This window comes from Streptomyces monticola (genome assembly GCF_042665355.1).
Lineage (GTDB): Bacteria > Actinomycetota > Actinomycetes > Streptomycetales > Streptomycetaceae > Streptomyces > Streptomyces monticola.
Window position 1 is genome coordinate 20,303 of record NZ_JBHTCF010000028.1, and the last position, 21,037, is coordinate 41,339.

The window sequence follows — 21,037 nt, forward strand, 5'->3', positions numbered from 1 at the left end:
GTACGCACACCAGCGAAGCGGCAAGGAGCGGTCATGCCCGCAATGCGACATTCGTCATCCGCACCCTCTCCGTCGTCGGACCGGTCCGCGACGGAGCCGCCGACGAAGGTTCCGATACCAGGTGCCGAACACCAGGCCTCGCCCGCGCAGCCTCAAGGTGATCCCGTGAATGAGACGCCTCAAGGTGCTCCCGTGAATGAACTGATCGGCCGCATACCGGTCCAGGACGTACGCCCGTGCGTGGACCGGGGCCGCCGCCCGGCCAAGTGCGTGGCGGGTGAGACCTTCCAGGTCACCGCCACCGTGTTCCGCGAGGGCCATGACGCCGTGGCCGCCAATGTGGTGCTGCGCGATCCGCGGGGCCGCACCGGTCCGTGGACGCCGATGCGCGAGCTGGCCCCGGGCACCGACCGGTGGGGCGCCGACGTCACCCCGGACACCGAGGGCGACTGGACGTTCACCGTGGAGGCCTGGGGCGACCCCGTCGGCACCTGGCGCCGGCACGCACAGATCAAGGTGCCGGCCGGACTCGACACCGAACTGGTCCTGGAAGAAGGCGCGTTGCTGCACGAGCGGGCGGCCGCCGGGGTGCCGCCGGGCGAGTCCCGGAACACGGTGCTCGCCGCCGTGGCGGGCCTGCGGGACACCGGGCGGCCGGCGGCGGCCCGGCTCGCGGCGGCCCTGACGCCCGGTGTCGACGCGGTCATCGCCCGCCATCCGCTGCGCGAGCACGTCACCGCCTCCCGCGCGCTGCCGCTGACCGTGGAGCGGCCGCGGGCCCTGTTCGGCTCCTGGTACGAGTTCTTCCCGCGCTCCGAGGGCGCCGTGGTCAAAGAGGGCGCCCCGCCGGTCGGCGGCACCTTCGCCACCGCCGCGAAACGTTTGTCCTCGATCGCCGCGATGGGCTTCGACGTGGTGTATCTGCCACCCGTCCATCCCATCGGCACCACCTACCGCAAGGGCCCCGACAACACGCTGTCCGCGGGTCCGCACGATGTGGGCGTGCCCTGGGCGATCGGCTCCGCGGAAGGCGGGCACGACGCGATCCACCCGGACCTCGGCACGATCGACGACTTCGACGCGTTCGTTGCGGAGGCAAGGGACCAGCACCTGGAGGTCGCCCTCGACTTCGCGCTGCAGTGCTCACCCGACCACCCCTGGGTGAAGCAGCACCCGGAGTGGTTCCACCATCGCGCGGACGGCACCATCGCGTACGCCGAGAACCCGCCGAAGAAGTACCAGGACATCTATCCGATCGCCTTCGACGCGGATATGCCGGGCCTGATCCGCGAGACGCTGCGGGTGCTCAGGCACTGGATGGAGCACGGGGTGCGGATCTTCCGCGTGGACAATCCGCACACCAAGCCGGTGGTGTTCTGGGAGCAGGTGCTCGCCGACATCCGCCGCACCGACCCGGATGTGATCTTCCTGGCCGAGGCGTTCACCCGGCCCGCGATGATGCACACGCTCGCGCAGATCGGCTTCCAGCAGTCGTACACCTACTTCACCTGGCGCAACTCCAAGGAGGAACTCACCGACTACGCAACCGAGTTGGCCGGTGAAGCGGCGAGTTATATGCGGCCGAACTTCTTTGTGAACACCCCCGACATCCTGCACGCCTATCTGCAGGAGGGCGGCCGTCCCGCGTTCGAGGTGCGCGCGGTGCTCGCCGCGACCCTCTCGCCCACCTGGGGTGTCTACAGCGGCTACGAGCTGTGCGAGAACACCCCCGTGCGGCCGGGCAGCGAGGAGTATCTGCACTCCGAGAAGTACGAACTGCGGCCGCGGGACTGGGAGTCGGCCGAGCGCGAGGGCCGCTCCATCGCGCCGCTGATCACCGAGCTCAACCGGGTCAGGCGCCGCCACCCGGCCCTGCGCTCACTGCGCTCCCTGCGCTTCCACCACACCGACAACGACGCCCTGATCGCCTACTCGAAGCGGCAGGGACCGAACACGGTTCTGGTCGTCGTGAACCTCGACCCGTACCACACCCAAGAAGCCACCATCTCGTTGGACATGCCGGAACTCGGCCTGGAATGGCATGAGTCCGTGCCGGTGCGCGATGAGCTCTCCGGCGATACGTACCACTGGGGCAGGTCCAACTACGTACGCCTGGAGCCGGGCCGTACACCCGCACACATTCTCACGGTGCAGCGGCCGTCCTCCCCGTCGAACGGAGGGTCTTCCACACAATGATCGTCAACGAGCCCGTCCAGGACACCTTCGAGGACACCCCGGCCAAGGACCGCCACCCCGACTGGTTCAAGCGCGCGGTCTTCTACGAGGTACTCGTCCGCTCCTTCCAGGACAGCAACGGCGACGGCATCGGCGACCTCAAGGGCATCACCGCCAAGCTGGACTATCTCCAGTGGCTCGGCGTGGACTGCCTGTGGCTGCCCCCGTTCTTCAAGTCCCCGCTGCGCGACGGCGGTTACGACGTCTCCGACTACACGGCCGTGCTGCCGGACTTCGGGGACCTGGCCGACTTCGTGGAGTTCGTGGACGCCGCCCATCAGCGCGGTATGCGGGTCATCATCGACTTCGTCATGAACCACACCAGCGACCAGCACCCGTGGTTCAAACAGTCCCGCGAGGACCCCGACGGGCCCTACGGCGACTACTACGTCTGGGCGGACGACGACAAGCAGTACCAGGACGCCCGGATCATCTTCGTCGACACGGAGACCTCCAACTGGACCTTCGACCCGGTGCGCAAGCAGTACTTCTGGCACCGCTTCTTCTCCCATCAGCCGGACCTCAACTTCGAGAACCCGGCCGTCCAGGAGGAGATCATCTCGGCGCTCCGGTTCTGGCTCGACCTCGGCATCGACGGCTTCCGCCTGGACGCCGTGCCCTATCTGTACGCGGAGGAGGGCACCAACTGCGAGAACCTGCCGCGCACCCATGAGCTCCTCAAGCGGGTCCGCAAGGAGATCGACGCCCACTACCCGGACACGGTGCTGCTCGCCGAGGCCAACCAGTGGCCGGAGGACGTCGTCGACTACTTCGGCGACCCGGCGACCGGCGGGGACGAGTGCCATATGGCGTTCCACTTCCCGGTGATGCCACGGATCTTCATGGCCGTGCGCCGCGAGTCCCGCTACCCGGTCTCGGAGATCCTCGCCAAGACCCCGGCGATCCCCTCCGGCTGCCAGTGGGGCATCTTCCTGCGCAACCACGACGAGCTGACCCTCGAAATGGTCACCGACGAAGAGCGCGACTACATGTACGCGGAGTACGCCAAGGACCCGCGGATGCGCGCCAACATCGGCATCAGGAGGCGTCTCGCGCCCCTTCTGGACAACGACCGCAACCAGATCGAGCTGTTCACCGCCCTGCTGCTGTCCCTGCCCGGCACGCCGATCCTCTACTACGGCGACGAGATCGGCATGGGCGACAACATCTGGCTCGGCGACCGCGACGCGGTGCGCACCCCGATGCAGTGGACCCCGGACCGCAACGCGGGCTTCTCGTCCTGCGACCCGGGCCGGCTCTATCTGCCGACGATCATGGACCCGGTCTACGGCTACCAGGTGACGAACGTCGAGGCGTCGATGTCCTCACCGTCCTCGCTCCTGCACTGGACCCGCCGGATGATCGAGATCCGGAAGCAGAACCCGGCGTTCGGACTCGGCTCGTACACCGAACTGCCCTCGTCCAACCCGGCGGTGATCGCCTTCCTGCGGGAGGCGCCGGGGACGGAGGAGGGCGCCGACGATCTGGTCCTGTGCGTGCACAACTTCTCCCGCTTCGCCCAGCCCACCGAGCTCGACCTGCAGGCCTTCAACGGCCGGCATCCGGTGGAGCTGATCGGCGGGGTGCGCTTTCCGGCCATCGGTGAACTTCCGTACTTGCTGACCCTTGCGGGACATGGGTTCTACTGGTTCCGGCTGCGCGAGGACGCGGCGTAACTTGGACCGACGGGGCGCGGGCGGGCCTGTTTCCCGCGCCCCGCTCTGGGCACTCAACTCACCACGCATTCCCGGCACTCCACCCTGCCTGAGACAGGGACTCCGCGACGGGAAGGGACTCGGCGCATGTCGGAAGCCGCGACTCGTACAGGCACAGGCCCCACCTGGTCCGCCGCCGAACGTCCGCGGCTGCTCGACTCGCTCGACGCGCTGCTTCGGGAGTGGCTGCCACGGCAGCGCTGGTTCGCGGGCAAGGGCCATCCGGTGACCGGCTTCGGCCTGGTCTCCGCTACGGAACTGCTGCCGCCCGCGGCGTCACCCGGGCTGCTGCACCTCCTGGTCGAGACCGAGCAGCCAGGTCAGCCGCCCGACTGCTACCAGCTGCTGCTCGGTGTGCGCAGGGTCCTGCCCCCGCACCTGGCCCCAGCCCTGATCGGCCGCCCCGGCACGGGCCCGCTGACCGGCCTGACGGTGTACGAGGGCCTGCACGACCCGCGCCTCGCCCAACTGCTCCTGGAACGGCTGCGAATACCCGGGCGGATGGGAGATCTGCACTTCGAGCGGGCGCGCGGCGCCGGGGAGACGGCCGACGACGGGACCGGCGACGGGGCCGATGACGGGACCGACGGCAAGGGCGCCGACGCGGCGGGCGACGCGGAGATACCGCCGGGGCTCGCCGCCCGCGCCCTGGGCGTCGAGCAGTCCAACTCCTCGCTCGTGTACGGCGACCGGCTCATACTCAAGCTGTTCCGCAAGGTCGTACCCGGTGTACAGCCGGACCTGGAGGTGCCCCTCGCGCTCGCCGGGGCGGGATGCGCACGGGTTCCGGCCCCGGTGGCCTGGTTCTCGTACGTCCGTGACGCCCCCCGCTCCCCCGACGGCCCCGGCGCCCCCGACGATCCCGACTCCTCGTACGCGCTCGGGGTGCTCCAGCCGTATCTGGCGGGCTCCGAGGACGGCTGGACCCTCGCCCTGCGGTGTCTGCGGGAGGGCGGCGACTTCGTGCCGCAGGCACGTGAGCTCGGCCGGGCCACGGCCGAGGTCCACCAGGCCCTGGCCGAGGCGCTCCCCACGACGTCACTGGGCCGGCCCCAGACCGATCTGATCGCCACCGGGATGAAGGAACGCCTCCACGACGCGGTCCGGTCGGTACCCGCCCTGCATCCCTACGCCCAGGGACTCGCCTCGGCCTACGACGCGCTCGCGGCCCTGGACGGCGATCACCGCACCGCCCAACGCGTCCACGGAGACCTGCACTTGGGCCAGTGCCTGCGGTCCCCCGACGACACCTGGCACCTGATCGACTTCGAGGGCGAACCGGCCCGCCCGCTCGCGGAGCGCCGCCGCCCCCAGCCCCCCGTGCGGGATATCGCCGGGATGCTCCGCTCCTTCGAGTACGCCGCGCACACCCACCGCGCACCCGCCTGGGCGAGCAGCTGCCGGGCCGCGTACTGCACCGGATACGCCGAGGTCATGGGGGTCGACCCGCGCGACGAACCGACGCTCCTGCGCGCCTACGAGACCGACAAGGCGATCTACGAAGTCCTCTACGAGGCCCGCAACCGCCCCGACTGGCTCCCCGTCCCCATGTCGGCGATCCGCCGCCTCGCCAGCCCCGACCACTGACTTACCTTCCGCCGAGGAGGCGCCTCCCAGTGTCCGCGAAGCCGGAGCAGACCCCAGAACCAGCACAGCCCCCACAGCCCCGCAAGGCGGCGAAGGCCGCGTCTCCGAAGGCCGCGGCCGCGAAGAAGACGACGGCGAAGGCGGCGTCCGCGAGGGCCGCCTCGGCCAAGAAGACCGCGGCCAAGGCGGCCAAGGCGGCCGCGAAGACGACCAAGGCGGCCACCAAGCCGGCACCCCCCAAGACGACCAAGCCGGCCAGGACGGCCAAGGCCGCCAAGGTGCCCGCGCCGAGGAAGCCACGGGCGCCGAAGCAGCCGGACCCGGCGGCCGGGGCCCTGCACGCCTCCGACCGCGCCCGCCTCCTGAACGGCACGCACCACGACCCGCACGGCGTGCTCGGCGCCCACCCCGCGCCGGACGGCGGCGTGGTGTTCCGGGTGCTTCGCCCGTACGCCCTCGGTGTCACCGTCGTCATCGAGGGCGACGGCGACGGTGCCGGCGGTCTGCGGACCGTGCTGCACGACGACGGAGAGGGCTTCTTCTCCGGCACGCTGCCGCTGCGGCACGTCCCCGAGTACCGGCTCCTGGTGACGTACGAAGGCACCGAGCTCGACACCCACGACCCGTACCGCTTCCTGCCCTCGCTCGGCGAGCTCGATCTGCATCTGATCGGCGAGGGCCGGCACGAGCAGCTGTGGACGGCGCTCGGCTCACAGCCGATGGTGCACCAGGGCGTGACCGGCACCCGGTTCACGGTGTGGGCACCGAACGCGCAGGGGGTGCGCGTGGTCGGCGGCTTCAACTACTGGGACGGCACCGGCTTCCCGATGCGCTCGCTCGGCTCCAGCGGGGTGTGGGAGCTGTTCGTGCCCGGCATCGGCGCGGGTGAGCTGTACAAGTACGAGATCACCAAGGCGGGCGGCGGTACGACGCTGCGTGCCGACCCGCTGGCCCGGCACACCGAGGTGCCGCCCGCCACCTCGTCGGTCGTGGTGCAGTCGCACCACCAGTGGCGGGACGCCGACTGGCTGGCCAGGCGCACTCTGCGGCCCGCGCACGAGTCGCCGTTCTCGGTGTACGAAGTCCATCTGGCGTCCTGGCGGCCGGGCCTGACCTACCGTCAGCTGGCCGAGCAACTGCCGCCGTACGTGGCCGACCTGGGCTTCACCCATGTCGAGCTGATGCCGGTGGCCGAGCATCCCTTCGGCGGCTCCTGGGGCTACCAGGTCACCGGGTTCTATGCCCCGACGGCCCGCCTCGGCACCCCCGACGACTTCAGGTATCTCGTCGACGCGCTGCACCAGGCGGGCATCGGCGTCCTGATGGACTGGGTGCCGGCGCACTTCCCGCGCGACGACTGGGCGCTCGCCGAGTTCGACGGGCGGCCGCTGTACGAGCACGAGGACCCGGCGCGCTCCGCCCACCCCGACTGGGGCACCCTGGAATTCGACTACGGCCGCAACGAGGTCCGCAACTTCCTTGTGGCGAACGCCCTTTACTGGTGCGAGGAGTTCCATATCGACGGCCTGCGGGTCGACGCCGTGGCCTCGATGCTGTACCTCGACTACTCACGCGAGCACGGCGAGTGGACGCCGAATGTGCACGGCGGCCGCGAGAACCTGGACGCGGTGGCGTTCCTGCAGGAGATGAACGCGACGGTCTACCGCCGCGCGCCCGGCGTGGTGACCATCGCCGAGGAGTCCACCGCCTGGGACGGCGTGACCCGGGCGACACACCACCAGGGCCCCGGCGGCTTCGGCGGCCTGGGCTTCGGCCTGAAGTGGAACATGGGCTGGATGCACGACTCGCTCGGCTACATGACGCGTGAGCCGATCCACCGCAAGTACCACCACAACGAGATGACGTTCTCGATGGTGTACGCGTACAGCGAGAACTATGTCCTGCCGATCTCCCACGACGAAGTCGTGCACGGCAAGCGGTCCTTGGTGTCGAAGATGCCGGGCGACTGGTGGCAGCAGCGCGCGGCCCACCGCGCGTACCTGGGCTTCATGTGGTCCCACCCGGGCAAGCAACTCCTGTTCATGGGCCAGGAGTTCGCGCAGGGCGCGGAGTGGTCGGAGGCGCACGGCCCCGACTGGTGGCTGCTCGACCCCTCCTACGGCGCCGAGCCCGACCACCGGGGCGTACGCGACCTGGTCCGCGACCTGAACGCGGTCTACCGCCACGAGCCGGCCCTCTGGCAGCGCGACACCGACCCCGGCGGCTTCGCCTGGGTCGAGGGCGACGCGGCCGAGGACAATGTCTTCGCCTTCCTGCGCTACGCCACCGACGGCACCCCGCTCCTGGCGGTCTCCCACTTCTCCCCCGTGGTCCGCCACGAGTACCGCCTGGGCGTACCGGACGACGTACCGGCCTGGCAGGAGTGCCTCAACACGGACGCGACGGCGTACGGCGGCGGCGGGGTGACCAACCCCGGCTCCCTGAAGCCGGACCCGGTCCCGTCCCATGGCCGCCCCGCGAGCCTGCGCCTGACGCTGCCCCCGCTCGCGACGGTGTGGCTACGGCCGGCCTGACTCCGCGAGACCCGCCGGCAGCATTCCCGAGTGCAGCACGCCGAGGCCCTGCGTGGCGCGGGTCAGCGCCACGTACAGGTCGCTCGTCTTGAACTCCGCGGGCTCCACGACCAGGACCTTGTCGAACTCCAGGCCCTTGGACTGGCGGGCGTCGAGGAGCACCACCTGGTGGGTCAGGTCGAGCGGGCCGCCCGCGCTCACCCCGTCGAGCACCGCGGCGAGCGCCTCGTGCAGCGGGCGCGGGGCGATCACCGCGAGCCGGCCCTCGTCGGGGAGTTCGCGCGCGACCGCCTCCGCGACCGCCTTGGGCAGGTCGCCGGCGGCGCGCACCCAGGGCCGCACACCCGTCGACCGCACCGAACGCGGCGGCTCGAAGCCGGGGTTCTGGGCGCGCAGCACGCTCGCCGCGACCTCCATGACCTCGGCGGGCGTGCGGTAGTTGACGCCGAGCCTGACCAGTTCCCAGCGGTCATCGACGTACGGCTCGAGGATCGTCTCCCAGGAGCCGCACCCCGCCTCGTCCCCGGTCTGCGCGGGGTCGCCGACCAGGGTCATGGAGCGGGTCGGGATCCGCCGCATCAGGAGCCGCCACGCCATCGGCGACAGCTCCTGCGCCTCGTCCACGATGATGTGGCCGAACGCCCAGGTGCGGTCGGCGGCGGCGCGCTCGGCGGCGCTGCGGTGGTCGGCCTCCTCCTGGCGCTCGGCCATCCGCTCGGCGTCGATGATGTCGTGCGCGAGGAGCACCTCGGCGTCTTCCTCGTCCTTGTCCTCGAACTCGTAGGTCCGCGAGGCGTACGAGACGTCGAGCACGCCCTGCGCGTACTCGATCTGCTGCTGCCGCTCGGCCTCCTTCGCGGCCCGCTCCGCCGAGTCGTCGACGCCGAGCAGCTCCGCCGCCTCGTCCAGGAGCGGGATGTCCGCCTCCGTCCAGGCAGCGCCCGCCGCCCGCCTGATCACCTTCGCGTCCGCGTCCGGCAGATAGCCGTCCGGGTCGGCGAGCAGCTCGGAGACCAGGCCCTGCGGGGTGAGCGCCGGCCACAGCGAGTCGATCGCGGCGTGCACCTCGGGGCTGGTGGCGACCTCCTTGCCGAGCTGGGCGATGTCATCGGGCCCGAGCAGATTGGGGCCGCCGAACGGGTCGGCGCCGAGCCGCTCCACGAGCTGATCGGTGAGCGCGTCGATGAGATGGAAGACGAAGTAGGGGCGGGCGAGATTGTGCGGCAGCGCCGTGGTCCTGGCCCGCGCCCTGGCGTCCTCGGCCATGGCCCGCTCCAGATACAGCGTGCCGTAGCCGTCGTGGTCGATCTCCAGGACCGGGTCCGGCACGGACTGCCGGTCACGGACGACGGCCGCGAGGGCCTCCGCCATCTCGGCGCGCCCCTTCACGGCGGCCGCCTCCGGGGTGTCGGTGCCCGTGGCGCTCACACCGGGGAACAGCTCCCCCACCGTGGCGAGCAGCACCCCGGTCTCGCCGAGCGAGGGCAGCACCTCGCCGATGTAGCCGAGGAAGGCCGGGTTCGGCCCGACGATCAGGACGGCCCGCTTGGCCAGCAACTCCCGCTGTGCGTACAGGAGATAGGCCGCCCGGTGCAGGGCCACGGCGGTCTTGCCGGTGCCGGGGCCGCCCTCGACGACCATGACGCCGCGGTGCGGGGCGCGGATGATGCGGTCCTGCTCGGCCTGGATGGTCTGCACGATGTCGCCCATACGGCCGGTGCGCGCGGCGCCGAGCGCGGCGAGCAGCACGGCGTCGGCGTTGTGGTCCTCGAAGCCGGTACGGGTGGTGTCGCCGAGGTCGAGGATCTCGTCGTGCAGGGCGGTGACCGTGCGGTCCGCGGTGGTGATGTGCCGACGGCGCCTGATGCCCATCGGTGTATACCCGGTGGCGAGATAGAACGGCCGGGCCACCGGTGCCCGCCAGTCGATTAGGAGAGGGGTGCGCTCGGTGTCATCGGCGCGAATTCCGATACGCCCGATGTGACGCTCCCCACCGCCGTCCGCCTCGGTGTGATCAATTCTGCCGAAGCACAGACCGGATTCGACACCGTCGAGATCGGCCGCACTCCTGGCCTGTTCATCCGCGGTGATATCGCGTTCGAGCAGGGCCTGCTTCCCGGTGCCCAGCTGCGCCAACGCGGCTTGCGCCAGGCTCGCGCGCTCGATCCGGAGCTCGTCGAGACGGGCGTAGAGGCGATCGACGAATTGCTGCTCGTGCTGCAATTCAACGGAATCCCCGGTTGACAATTCGACTCCCCATGGGCTACGGTGTCTTTAGTTGGCCACCTTCCAGAAGGAATCGGTGGCCTTTTCTGTGGGCACACAGAAACACCCAATATAGCCACAGGAATGCCCCGGCCGTCAATCGGCCGGGGCATTCTTCATTTCCTGGTGCGTCCTGGTGCGTCCTGGTGCGCCCTTGTGTGCTTACCGCGCCGCCAGTACGTCGTCGAGCTCCTGGAGGAGCTTCCGCTTGGCCCGCGCCCCGACCATCGACCGCACCGGCTCGCCGCCGCGGAACACCATGAGCGTCGGCGTCGAGAGCACCCCGTACGCGATGGTCGTCTGCGGACTCACGTCCACGTCGAGCTGCACCACCTTGAGCCGCTCGCCCTCATCGCGGGCCAGCTCGCCGAGCACCGGCGCGAGCTGCCGGCAGGGTCCGCACCAGTCCGCGGTGAACTGCACGAGCACCGGGCGGTCCGCCCCGAGCACCTCCTCCGCGAAGTCCGCGTCCGTCACCTCGGCCACACCTGCCGCCTTCACTGCCACTGCCGCTCACCCTCACCCTCATCCTCATCCTCATCCGGGACCGTCGCCGTCGCGGGCGCCGCGGTCGTCGCGGGTGCCGTCGCCGCCGTCGCTGTCGTCGTCAGTTCACACATCGGCTCCGGTGCGGCCGCCTCGGCCGCGAGCTCGTCCCGGGCCCGCTCGGCCCGTTCGAGCTGCGCTCCGACCTGCTCCCGTACCGCGCTCAACTGCCCGATCAGACCGTCGAGTTCGGACAGCTTGCGGCGGTAGACGGCAAGCGAGTCGGGACACGCGTCGCCCTGCGGGTGCCCGGCACGCAGACACTCCACGAACGGCCTGGTCTCCTCCAGGTCGAACCCGAAGTCCTGCAGGGTCCTGATCTGCCGCAGCAGCCGCAGGTCCGCCGCGTCGTAGGTGCGATAGCCATTGCCGTCGCGCCGCGCGGGCAGCAGCCCGCGCGACTCGTAGTACCTGAGCGTGCGCGTGGTGGTGCCCGCCCGCTCCGCAAGTTCGCCGATGCGCATGTCCACGACGGTAAGGCTTGACGTCGGGGTCAAGGCCAGCGGTTATGCGGGGGTGCCGGGGGCGGTTGTGGCGGCGGTGGCGGTGGCGGTGGCTGCGGTGCGTACCGCCTCGATCGTGGCCGTCCAGCTGTCGCCCCCGTGCCCCTTGGCGATGGCCCGGTCCGCGACGCCCTTGATCCCGCGCAGAGCGCTCACATCCAGGCCGTGCTGTTCGGCGGCGTGCAGGACGTGCTCGACGCCGGCGGTGTCCATGACCAGGTTGTCGGCGTCGCCGGGGTAACTGCGCCGCTCCGCGTCCTCGGCCATCCCCGGCGCGATGGCCGCGAGGAGCCCGCCGTTTCCGACGAGATACGGCACGATGTCCGTGGCCTTGATGCCCTCGGCCTGGGCGAACGCGAAGGCGTGCACCAGGCCGGACATGCTGGTCCAGAAGTAGTCGAGCACCGCCAGGTCGTACGCGGCGGCCAGCGCGTGGTTCTCACCGAGATAGGTGGTCCGGCCGCCGAGCACCCGGAGCGTGGCGGCGTACTTCTCGTACGCGGCCCGCGATCCGCTGTGGAAGACCAGGGCCTCCGGGGTGCCGACCATCGGGACGTTCGCCATCATCGCGCCGTCCAGATACTCGATGCCCTCGTCCCGGGCCCAGGCGGCGGCCTCCCGCGCACGCTGCGGGGTGTCCGAAGTGAGATCGACCAGAACCCGGCCGCGTACATCGGCGGCGATCGGGGCGAGCACGGCGCGCGAGGCGGCCTGGTCGAGGAGGCACACCACCACCAGGTCGGCGGCGCGCACCGCGTCGGCCGCCGTGGCCGCCCGTGTCGCACCCCGCTCGACGAGCTGTTCGCCCTTGCCCTGAGAGCGGTTCCAGATGGTGACGGGGTGCCCGGCCTCGAGAAAGGCTCCGGCGATGGCCTGGCCCATGGCCCCGAGGCCGAGCACGGTGACAGCGGGGGAAACCGAGGGGGATGTCGAAGGGGAAGCAGAGGGGGATACCGAAGGGGAAGTCGTCGTATGCGTCATGCACGACAGCCTCGGTGAGCCCCGAACTCCCCACAAGTACCGACTATTTAGTCAGATACGCACTTGTGGGTAAGCAAGGGCCGGCCCCGTGGCCGGTCCCGACGGCGGCCTACTGCCGTGTCGACACCGACACGTAGTCCACCACCATCGGCTTGCCCGGTTCGGTGCTCGCGACCGGGGTCGCCCGGCCCGCCACGCCGTCCGGGAACGCGCCGCCCATGGCGACGTTCAGAAGGATGAAGTACCCCTCGTGGTCGGTCATGTTCGCCCAGGTCGTGGCGGAGAACCGGTCCTGGGACAGGCTGTGGAACTGCTCGCCGTCGACATACCAGCGCAGCTGGTTCGGGGAGACCGAGCGGTCCCATTCGAAGCGGTACGTGTGGAAGCCCGACTGGCAACTGGAGCCGGGGCAGGCGCGGTTGGCCCCCAGGCCCTGTGTCTCGTTGCAGTCGCCGCCCGGGTTGACCCCGCAGTGCAGGACGCCCCACACGGAGTCGATGCCGTTGACGTTCTCCATCACGTCGAACTCGCCGATCGCCGGCCAGTTCTGGTAGTTGCCGCGGTACGGCGCACCGAGCGCCCAGAACGCGGGCCAGTAGCCGAGGGCCGCGTCACCGGTGACGTTCGGCATCTGGATACGGCCCTCGATGGCGAGGACACCGCCCTCGGGAGCCTTGAAGTCGGTGCGCTTGGTCTCGATCCGGGCCGAGGTCCAGTTGCCCCCGCCGTCCCGCAGGGGCGTGATGCGCAGATTGCCGTTGCCGTCGAGGCTGAGGTTGTCCGGGGAATCCGTGTAGTTCTGGATCTCACCGGTGCCCCAATTGGGCGGCCCGCCCGGGTAGTTGTGGCCGGTGTCCATCTGCCAGTTGTCAGCGGAGGGGCCCGAGCCCGCGGCGCCGTTGAAGTCATCGCTCCACTGGACGGTCCATCCCGGACCCGGCGGCGGCACATCACCGGACGCGATACCGGGCGTGAGGACGGCCGCCAGGGCGGCGGCGGTGGCGAGAGCCGCACCGAGGACGGTGCGGCGGGTACGCCGGATACGGCGGGTGCTCATGGAACGCCTCCGTGGGGGGAGAGGGAGAACAGAGGGGAACAGAGGGGAACAGAGAGGAACAGAGAGGAACAGAGAGGAACAGAGAGGAGATGAGAGCGCTCTCAGAGTTTTCTAGTTGCAGCCACGAGGCCCGTCAATGGGCACGACGAATTCAACTTCCGTACGGGCACGTGGAGTTGCTCTTCCACCGGGACGGGCGTTGGCTCGACATGGGCCTGCGGGCGGGACGGGCACCGGACGGCATGGCGACCCCGGAGCAGGACACCTCGCGGTACGAGGGGAACCGCCCGGGGTATTGGGACTACCCCCGGGGTTTGCCCCGGGGAGCGAGGAGCACGGAAGAACGAGTGATCACGGGATGAACCACGGGACGGGTCACGGGACGGGTCACAGGATGAAGCACGGGACGGGTCACGGGATGAAGCACGGGGAGGCCGGCGGCGATGACTGACGACTGCATGGCCTGCGGCCTCCTTGACGGCACCGTGCCGCTGCCCGGCGGCCCGCTGCTTCGCACCGGCCACTGGGCGGTGGAGCACAGCGTCGGCCCGCTCGGCCTCGGCACCCTGATCGTGAAGCCGGTGCGCCATGTCACCGGCGTGGACGCGCTCTCAGGGCCCGAGGCGGCCGAGCTCGGGCCGCTGCTCGCCCGGACCGGCGCCGCGGTGCGCGCCGAGACGGCGGACTGCGAGCAGGTCTACGTCTGCCTGTGGTCGCACAAGGACCGGGTCCCCGGCCATCTGCACTTCGTCGTGCAGCCCGCGCGCACGACGGACATCGAGCACCACGGCGGCTACGGCCCACAGCTCCAACTGGCCCAGTTCCAGGAGGATCTGCTCCCCGACGCGGCGGAGGTCGAGGAGATCTGCGTCCGTCTGCGCGAGCGGCTGGCGCGGCCATGACGCTCCTCACTCAGCCCTCGACTCCGGAGGCGTCGTCCGTGCGTGTCATGACCTGGAACCTGTGGTGGCGGTTCGGCCCCTGGGAGCGGCGCCAGAAGGCGGTCCTCTCCGCCCTGCGAACCCTGCGTCCCGATGTGATCGGCCTGCAGGAGGTCTGGGCGGCGGGCGGCGACAACCTCGCCGGGTGGCTGGCGGACGAGCTCGGCATGCACTGGACGTGGGCCGCGTCCGACGCCCCGCAGAAATGGCGGAGCCGTCTGCCCGGGACGGATCCGGACCGCGCCACCGTCGACGTGGGCAACGCGGTGCTCAGCCGCTGGCCGGTCCTGGACCGCGACGTCCAGCGCCTTCCGGCCCCGCCCGGCCTGGACGACGGCCGCCTCACCCTCTACGCCCTCCTGGACTCACCCGGCCACCCCCTGCCGTTCTTCACGACCCACCTCACCTCGGCCGTCGCCGCGTCGGCGGTACGCGTCCAACAGGTCAGGGCGGTCGCGCGGTTCATCGCGGACCACCGCACGGAGACCCCCTTCCCGCCGGTCCTGACCGGCGACTTCAACGCCTGGCCCGACTCCGACGAGATCCGCCTGCTCGGCGGCTTCAAGACGGCCCCCGCGGTGCCGGGGCAGGTCCTGATCGACGCCTGGGAGTACGCCGACGCGGCACAGCCCTGGGCGACCTGGGACGCGCGGAACCCGTACGTGGCGGCGACCCACGGCCCGTCCGTCCGCGTCGACTACATCCACGTGGGCCTGCCGGCCGCGACGGGCCTCGGCCGGGTCCTCTCGGTACGGCGGGCCGGTGACGGTCCGGTGGGCGGGGTCTGGCCTTCCGACCACGCGGCGGTCCTGGCGGAGCTGGCGTCATGACCGCGCGCACCGTCTCGTTCTGGCTCGACCCGGTGTGCCCGTACACCTGGATCACGTCTCGCTGGCTGCGCGAGGTGGAACGGGTCAGGGACGTGCGGGTGCACTGGCGCGTGATGAGCCTGAAGATCCTCAACGAACACCTCGACGTCGACCCCGAGGACCCCGGGGACGAGTACGGCGACTACATGCGCGCGCCGGGCCGCGTCTGCATGGCGGTGTACGAACACCACGGCAGCGCCGCCCTCGGCACGTACTACGACGCGCTCGGCACCCGTCTGCACGAACACGGCGACTGGACGGCCCTCGAAACCGCTCTCACCGACGCCGCCCTGCCGCCCGCCCTGGCCTCCGCGGCCTTCACCACGGCCTACGACGACGCCGTCCGCGCCTCACACGAGGAGGCCATGACCCTGGCGGGCACCGACGTCGGCACCCCGGTCCTGTCCCTGCCGCACGTGGGCACCTGGTTCGGCCCGGTCGTCTCCCCCACCCCACGCGGGGAGACGGCGGGGCGGCTGTGGGACGGGGTGGTGCTGATGGCGGGGGTCGGGGAGTTCTTCGAGTTCAAGCGAAGGTACGGGGAACTGGACTTCAGGTGAGCGGCACGCGCCGCCCAACAGGCTTGCAAGCAGCGCAAGTTCGCGCGAACTCGGGACGAAGGGCGGGTCTGCGGCCCGCGCACTCGACCGACCTGCTGCGACCGCTCCTACGAGCCATGGCCACCCCCTTCGCCGCGTTGGCACTCCCGGCGGGCTGACGCCGCGCATGCATCACTCGGCGACCCGCGCCCCGATGGCCCGTGCTCTGCGACGCGCCTCGGGACTGATGCCCTTACGGCGGGGAGAGGTCCTCATGTCGTACGCGGTGGCCTGGGCGACGTAACTCAGCGTCTTCGGGCCGGGCTTGGCGACCACGCAGGCGAAGCGCGGGTCACCGGCGTACCACAGCTCGTCGTTGAAGCCTCTGCGGGCGACGCGGTCCCAGACCCTGAACATCCCCCCGTGCTCGTCAGGCGACTCCGTCTGCTCCGGCCGGTCCGGATTCGGCAGGAGGAAGACAGCGTCCGTCCTCCCGAACCGCCCGGGTACGGCACGGACACCCTCGGGCTGCTGCCGCCAGGGATACACCTTGAGGATGCGGCGCATACGCCAGAGCTTGAACACCCTGTGCACCGGGGCCAATGCGAGGTACGCGATAACCACCAGCGGCAAGCCCGCCACAGCTGCCGCTGTGCCCGAGAAGAGCGCGAACACCACGCCGTAGAGCCAGGCCAGCCAGACCGCGATCCAGCCGGTCGTCTTGCCCAGAAGCCGAGCCGCCCAGCGGAACAGGGCGGCTCGGGTGCCAGGGGTGTCCCAGGCGGCGGGGCCTTCGAAACCCCCGGGGTTCTTGCTCAGTCTCATGCTGGTCATCCAAAGTCAGCGGCGATGTCGTCCTTGACGGTGCCGGTGCCGGCGGCCCCTTCACCTCGTGCGGCGCGCTCGATCTCGGGCATGGGGTCCTGGAAGGTCACGGTGTGCGCGACGCTCTCCATCAAGTCGCGGTAGTACCCGCGCGAGCCGACGGCCACCGTGCTCAGCGTCAGGACGGCGAGCTGCGCACCCGACGGAGCCGGAATGTAGACGTTGCACTGGTAGAGCTCCTGCTCAGGCACACCTGCCACGGCGGGGGCCGTGCCCAGCGTGTCGGAGGCCGAGGCCGGATGGCCGCCCGGCAGCGTCAACAGCTCCACGTTGTCCGCACTTTCGGCCAGCGAAACCGCCCGCACCGCAGTCACCTTGGGCGGGGCCCATTCGATGTCCCGCAGCGCCACGGTGACGACGGAGACGGCGGAGGAGCCGTCATCGGCGAAGTGCATGCCGAGCGAGCAGCCGATGATGCCCTCTCTGCGCATGTACCGCACCATGTATCGCGCGTCGTGCACCATGCCCGCGAAGCGGTCGTGCTGCTCCTCGGGGGCACAGTCGGCTACGAGCGCCATGAGGTTCTCTAGGCGCGCCTCGTGCTCCGTGCCGGGCGCGGCGTCAAGGGCGTCGAGCGGCACGTCGAAGTAGCCGCCGGGCAACGCGTACCAGATCTTGGAACTCCGGTCACGGGCCGACTCGTCGATGAACAGCCGCGGAGAAGCCACCGTGGTCACCTCGGTCACCGCGCCACCACCCTGATCGCCTTCACGGCCGTGTCGACGGCGCCAGGGCCGTCGAAGAGACCCGCGCGTGCACCGTCGACCGCGGTGGTCGCGTCCTTGCCGCTGTTCAGCGCGTCCACGTTGTCAGCGGCGAGTCCGAACCCGGATGTGGCGACACCGGCCACCGGCGAGATGTAGTCCATCCCCGCCCTGACGGCCTGGCTGCCGCCCGCGGCGCGAGCGACCCAGTCACCAACGGGGTTGAAGGCGCCCGCGGTCGAGATCCGGGAGGCGGCGGTGACCGTGTCGTCGCCGAACGCCTTGGCGAACTGCACGAGGCCGCCCGCCGCTTCGCCACCGGCGATCGCCGACCTGACGGCGCCGTTGGCTCCGCGCGACACAGCACCGAGGCCAGGCACCGCCCCCGCCAGGTCACCCGCGAGTCCCACCGAGTTCTCCCAGAAGTCCGCGTCGAACTCGCCCTTCGTGAAGCCGTCCTTGAGCGAGGCTCTGAACTCGGGCTTGGCGAAACGGGTGCCGGCCGTCGCCAGGCTCGCGCCCGCGGCGACCAGCAGCATCGCAATCCCGAAAGGCCCCGTACACAACAACGCCAGCAACCCCGCCACAGCCGCCAGCACACTGAGAATGTTCGTGAGGTTGTCCCCGATCCAGCTGAGCGCCTTGCTCAGCCAGCCGGGCTCCTCGGGCGCCAGATCCTTCGTGGCGTCCTTCAGCTTCGTCGCGAGGTCACGCGCCTCCGCCTCGTGCGTGCTCTCCAACTCCCGTGCCTTGCGCAGCACTTCGTCGAGGGCGCCCTGCGCCTTGTTGACAGCGGTGACGGCGTCGTTGAGCTGAGTGCTGGCCGCGTTGAAACGGGCCTGGGCGGCCTCAAGCTCGGGGCCCTCGGTGAACTTCTGGTCCTTGAGCTTCAGGTCGGGGTTCCGCTGCGCCGACTCGTGCCGGGAGTGGGCGGCCTTCAGGTCGCCCTTGTGGTCGCCCGCTTCGGCGTCGTACTTGTGCGCCAGCTCCCTGCGGCTGGTCAGGCCGCCGTGCCAGGTGCCGAGGTGACCGGCGGCCTGGGTCAGCGACTTGTGGGCGTCCTTCATGTACTTCGGCAGATCGCCGTCAAGGGCCTCGCGGAAGCCGACCGCGGCGTCACCCTCCCAGAAGCTGGACTCACCGAGCAGTTTGTCGATCTTCTGGTACGCGGTCTGCAGCGCGGCGGCCGAATTGGTGAGCTGGGTGCGGAGCCCCTCGACTTCGCCCGGCTGTCCCGGCACGGGATTCCAGCCGAGCTGCACATACGGATTCTGAGCCATCGCCTTCACTTCCCCGCGGCTGCGGCGCGCTTGAAACTCTCTTCCAGGGAAGTTTCGATTTCGCGATAATTGTCCGTATTTTTCTTCAGCCCTTCGGTGAGCTTGCCGATGCGCTCCTTGATCTGCTCGTTGCCGTACTTCCAGCGCTCCTGGAACGTGTCGCAGGCCTCGTCGAGCTCGGATGTCCCGATCTGGTCGGAGCGCACGTGCTGCAAGGCCTTCCGTACCTGCTCAAGGGAGTCCTGGGCGCCCTGCAGGTCCTTGGTGAAGGTGGCAAGTTGATCAATGTCCGTCTTGAAATGGTCCCCCACGCGGGCCCTCCCGTCGGCGCGTATCCGCATTCAGATCGGCAGTGGATCGGTAATCGAATGGCCGATCATGCCACGGGGCGGCACGCGCGTCACACGAGGGTTACGGAATTCACTCCCACGTTCACTCCCACCGATCCCGGTGAATGATCTTGCCGACCGGCCGAATTGAATGCTCACGGACAATCCACGGGACCATTCACGCCGCAATCGAACCTCAACTCGAAGAATTCGCCAAGGAATTGGAGTGCGCACCGCCGGCCGAAGCTTCCGCGGCCGCGGACCCAGCGGCCGAAGCCCCACCGTCCACGGACCCGCCGTCCGCGACCCCGCCGACATGAGCGCCCCGCCGCCGCGGCAACAGCACCGCCACCGCCACCGTCCCCACGCCCAGGATCACCGCGCCCACCAGGCTCGTGTGCGCCACCGCGTCCGAGAAGGACGAGCCCACCGCGTCGGCCATCTGCCGTGCTCCGTGGGCGAGTTGATCGGCCTGGGCCTTGAGCTGCGCGGCCTGCTGCGGCGCACCCGCCTGGGCGGCCTGCTCCGCGAGGGCGCGGGCCTGGTCGCCGATGCCCTGGGCGACCGCGTAGCCGCCGCCGACGGAGTCCTGGGCCGTGGCGAGCGCGTCGGCGGGCAGCTTGGTGCCCCGTACCGCGTCGTCGAGGTGCGAGGAGTAGCCGTTCGCGAGGACCGAGCCGAGGATCGCGATACCGAGGGAGCCGCCCAGCTCCAGGGAGGTGTCGTTGACCGCGCCGCCGACACCCAGCTCCGACTCCGGGAAGGCGCCCATGATCGCGTCGGTGCAGGGCGAGAGCGCGAGGCCGATGGAGAGCCCGAGCAGGATCAGGGACGGCACGAACGCGCCGTACGCCGAACCCGCGTCGACCTGCGTGAGCAGCGCGAGGGCCGTCGTACCGCCGACCATGCCCGCCGTGACCGTGACCTTCATGCCGAGGCGCGGGGTCAGCAGACCGGTGAGCGCGGAGCCCACGAACACGGCACCGGCCAGCGGCAGCATGCGTACGCCGGTCTCCAGGGGGTTGTAGCCGAGCACGAACTGCAGATGCTGCGTGAGGTAGTAGAAGGCGCCGAAGACCGCGAGGAAGAAGAGGGCGACGGCGAGGTTGGAGCCCGCGAAGCCACGGTTCGTGAAGCGGCGTACGTCAAGGACGGGGCGCGGGTGGCGCAGCTCCCAGAGGACGAAGAGGACCAGGCCCACGCCCGCGACGACGGCCGCCGTGATCGCGTTCACGCCCCAGCCGAAGTGCGGGCCCTCGATGATCATGTAGACGAGCGCGGCGATCCAGACGACGGACAGGGCGCCGCCGACGTAGTCGATCCGGCCGTGGTGGGCCGCCTTGGACGGCGGTACGAGGACGAGGGCACCGATGATCGCGAGCGCGGCGACCGGCACGTTGATCAGGAACGTCGAGGCCCAGCCGTGGTGCTCCAGGAGCATGCCCGCGACCAGCGGCCCGGCCGCGATGGCGAGCCCCGCCGTGGCCGTCCACATGACGATGGCCTTGGCCCGCTCCTTGCGCGGGAAGGTCGCCGCGAGCAGCGAGAGCGTCGCGGGCATGATCATCGCGGCGCCGAAGCCCATGACGGCACGGGCGGCGATGACCCCGGTCGAGCTGTCGACCAGAGAACCGGCGACGGCGCCGCCGCCGAAGACGAGCAGCCCGAGTACGAGGGCACCGCGACGGCTGTACTTGTCGCCCACGGCGCCGAGCAGCAGCATCAGGGCGGCATACGGGACCGTATAGCCGTCGATGACCCACTGCAGGTCGGAGCTGGTGAGACCGAGGTCCTTGGTCATGTCGGGGGCCGCGACCGTGAGGGCGGTGTTCGCCATCACGATGATCAGCAGACTGAGGCACAGGACGACCAGGGCCCACCAGCGGCGTGGATAGGGCCGGTCCATCGAGTCGACCGGCTCGTTCATGACGAGACGCATCAGCGGCTGCCTTCCTCTTCCTGCGCGACTTGCTACGGGCCTTGTTGCGCGACTTGCCGCGGGTCTCGCTGCGCGTTTCCCCGCGCAAGCTTGCACACGCCTGTGCAACTTCACAACGATGTGCAATT

16 protein-coding genes and 2 pseudogenes are annotated in these 21,037 nt (G+C 70.3%); 8 read left to right on the forward strand and 10 right to left on the reverse strand.

The window, feature by feature from the left end; genetic code table 11:
• Positions 1-33 precede the first annotated feature (33 nt).
• From ACFQVC_RS38405 to glgB, 4 genes are all read left to right on the forward strand, one after another.
• The gene (locus ACFQVC_RS38405) at positions 34-2,196 is read left to right on the forward strand and encodes an alpha-1,4-glucan--maltose-1-phosphate maltosyltransferase (protein WP_381839906.1); all 2,163 of its coding nucleotides are present in this window, start codon (positions 34-36) and stop codon (positions 2,194-2,196) included.
• The gene (gene treS, locus ACFQVC_RS38410) at positions 2,193-3,911 is read left to right on the forward strand and encodes a maltose alpha-D-glucosyltransferase (protein WP_381839909.1); all 1,719 of its coding nucleotides are present in this window, start codon (positions 2,193-2,195) and stop codon (positions 3,909-3,911) included. The genes ACFQVC_RS38405 and treS overlap by 4 nt, the downstream gene beginning before the upstream one ends.
• 126 nt (positions 3,912-4,037) lie before the next feature.
• Positions 4,038-5,537 carry a maltokinase N-terminal cap-like domain-containing protein gene (locus ACFQVC_RS38415; RefSeq protein WP_381839911.1) on the forward strand — a complete coding sequence of 500 codons (1,500 nt, stop codon included), beginning with the start codon at positions 4,038-4,040 and terminating at the stop codon, positions 5,535-5,537.
• Between the two features lie 29 nt (positions 5,538-5,566).
• On the forward strand, positions 5,567-8,071 hold the full coding sequence (gene glgB / locus ACFQVC_RS38420; protein WP_381839914.1) for a 1,4-alpha-glucan branching enzyme: 2,505 nt from the start codon (positions 5,567-5,569) through the stop codon (positions 8,069-8,071).
• Here glgB and ACFQVC_RS38425 read toward each other — a convergent pair.
• The gene (locus tag ACFQVC_RS38425; protein ID WP_381839917.1) at positions 8,057-9,943 is read right to left on the reverse strand and encodes a HelD family protein; all 1,887 of its coding nucleotides are present in this window, start codon (positions 9,941-9,943) and stop codon (positions 8,057-8,059) included. The genes glgB and ACFQVC_RS38425 overlap by 15 nt on opposite strands.
• Before the next feature lie 108 nt (positions 9,944-10,051).
• Between ACFQVC_RS38425 and ACFQVC_RS38430 the strand changes: the two genes are divergently transcribed.
• Complete coding sequence (locus tag ACFQVC_RS38430; RefSeq protein WP_381839920.1) at positions 10,052-10,315, forward strand: hypothetical protein; 264 nt, start codon at positions 10,052-10,054, stop codon at positions 10,313-10,315.
• Between the two features lie 183 nt (positions 10,316-10,498).
• Here the strand turns inward: ACFQVC_RS38430 and ACFQVC_RS38435 are convergent, their stop codons facing one another.
• The 4 genes and pseudogenes from ACFQVC_RS38435 to ACFQVC_RS38450 form a co-directional block, all read right to left on the reverse strand.
• Positions 10,499-10,843: a thioredoxin family protein gene (locus tag ACFQVC_RS38435; protein WP_381839923.1), complete on the reverse strand. Its 345-nt coding sequence runs from the start codon at positions 10,841-10,843 to the stop codon at positions 10,499-10,501.
• Positions 10,844-10,944: 101 nt separating this feature from the next.
• Positions 10,945-11,346, reverse strand: a pseudogene (locus tag ACFQVC_RS38440) (MerR family transcriptional regulator); the annotation flags it as partial.
• Positions 11,347-11,388: 42 nt separating this feature from the next.
• Positions 11,389-12,285: an NAD(P)-dependent oxidoreductase gene (locus tag ACFQVC_RS38445; RefSeq protein WP_381839926.1), complete on the reverse strand. Its 897-nt coding sequence runs from the start codon at positions 12,283-12,285 to the stop codon at positions 11,389-11,391.
• Between the two features lie 196 nt (positions 12,286-12,481).
• A pseudogene (locus ACFQVC_RS38450) lies at positions 12,482-13,423 on the reverse strand (glycoside hydrolase family 16 protein); the annotation flags it as partial.
• A gap of 443 nt (positions 13,424-13,866) precedes the next feature.
• Here ACFQVC_RS38450 and ACFQVC_RS38455 point away from each other — a divergent pair.
• From ACFQVC_RS38455 to ACFQVC_RS38465, 3 genes are read left to right on the forward strand one after another with little or no spacing between them, the layout of a single operon-like run.
• Positions 13,867-14,325 (forward strand): hypothetical protein, encoded by a 459-nt coding sequence (locus ACFQVC_RS38455; RefSeq protein WP_381839929.1) that lies wholly within the window; start codon positions 13,867-13,869, stop codon positions 14,323-14,325.
• A complete protein-coding gene (locus ACFQVC_RS38460) occupies positions 14,322-15,194 on the forward strand; it encodes an endonuclease/exonuclease/phosphatase family protein (RefSeq protein ID WP_381839932.1) in 873 nt (290 codons plus the stop codon). Before ACFQVC_RS38455 ends, ACFQVC_RS38460 begins: the two co-directional genes overlap by 4 nt.
• Positions 15,191-15,793 carry a mycothiol-dependent nitroreductase Rv2466c family protein gene (locus tag ACFQVC_RS38465; protein ID WP_381839935.1) on the forward strand — a complete coding sequence of 201 codons (603 nt, stop codon included), beginning with the start codon at positions 15,191-15,193 and terminating at the stop codon, positions 15,791-15,793. Before ACFQVC_RS38460 ends, ACFQVC_RS38465 begins: the two co-directional genes overlap by 4 nt.
• Positions 15,794-15,964: 171 nt before the next feature.
• On the opposite strand, the gene ACFQVC_RS38470 is transcribed toward ACFQVC_RS38465, so the two are convergent.
• From ACFQVC_RS38470 to ACFQVC_RS38490, 5 genes are all read right to left on the reverse strand, one after another.
• Complete coding sequence (locus ACFQVC_RS38470) at positions 15,965-16,597, reverse strand: hypothetical protein (RefSeq protein WP_381839938.1); 633 nt, start codon at positions 16,595-16,597, stop codon at positions 15,965-15,967.
• A gap of 5 nt (positions 16,598-16,602) precedes the next feature.
• Complete coding sequence (locus ACFQVC_RS38475; protein WP_381839940.1) at positions 16,603-17,343, reverse strand: hypothetical protein; 741 nt, start codon at positions 17,341-17,343, stop codon at positions 16,603-16,605.
• Positions 17,340-18,641: a hypothetical protein gene (locus ACFQVC_RS38480; protein ID WP_381839943.1), complete on the reverse strand. Its 1,302-nt coding sequence runs from the start codon at positions 18,639-18,641 to the stop codon at positions 17,340-17,342. Before ACFQVC_RS38480 ends, ACFQVC_RS38475 begins: the two co-directional genes overlap by 4 nt.
• Before the next feature lie 5 nt (positions 18,642-18,646).
• Positions 18,647-18,952, reverse strand: coding sequence for a hypothetical protein (locus tag ACFQVC_RS38485; RefSeq protein ID WP_381839946.1), 306 nt, complete (start codon positions 18,950-18,952; stop codon positions 18,647-18,649).
• A gap of 214 nt (positions 18,953-19,166) precedes the next feature.
• Positions 19,167-20,909 (reverse strand): MFS transporter, encoded by a 1,743-nt coding sequence (locus tag ACFQVC_RS38490; RefSeq protein ID WP_381839949.1) that lies wholly within the window; start codon positions 20,907-20,909, stop codon positions 19,167-19,169.
• Positions 20,910-21,037: the final 128 nt, after the last annotated feature.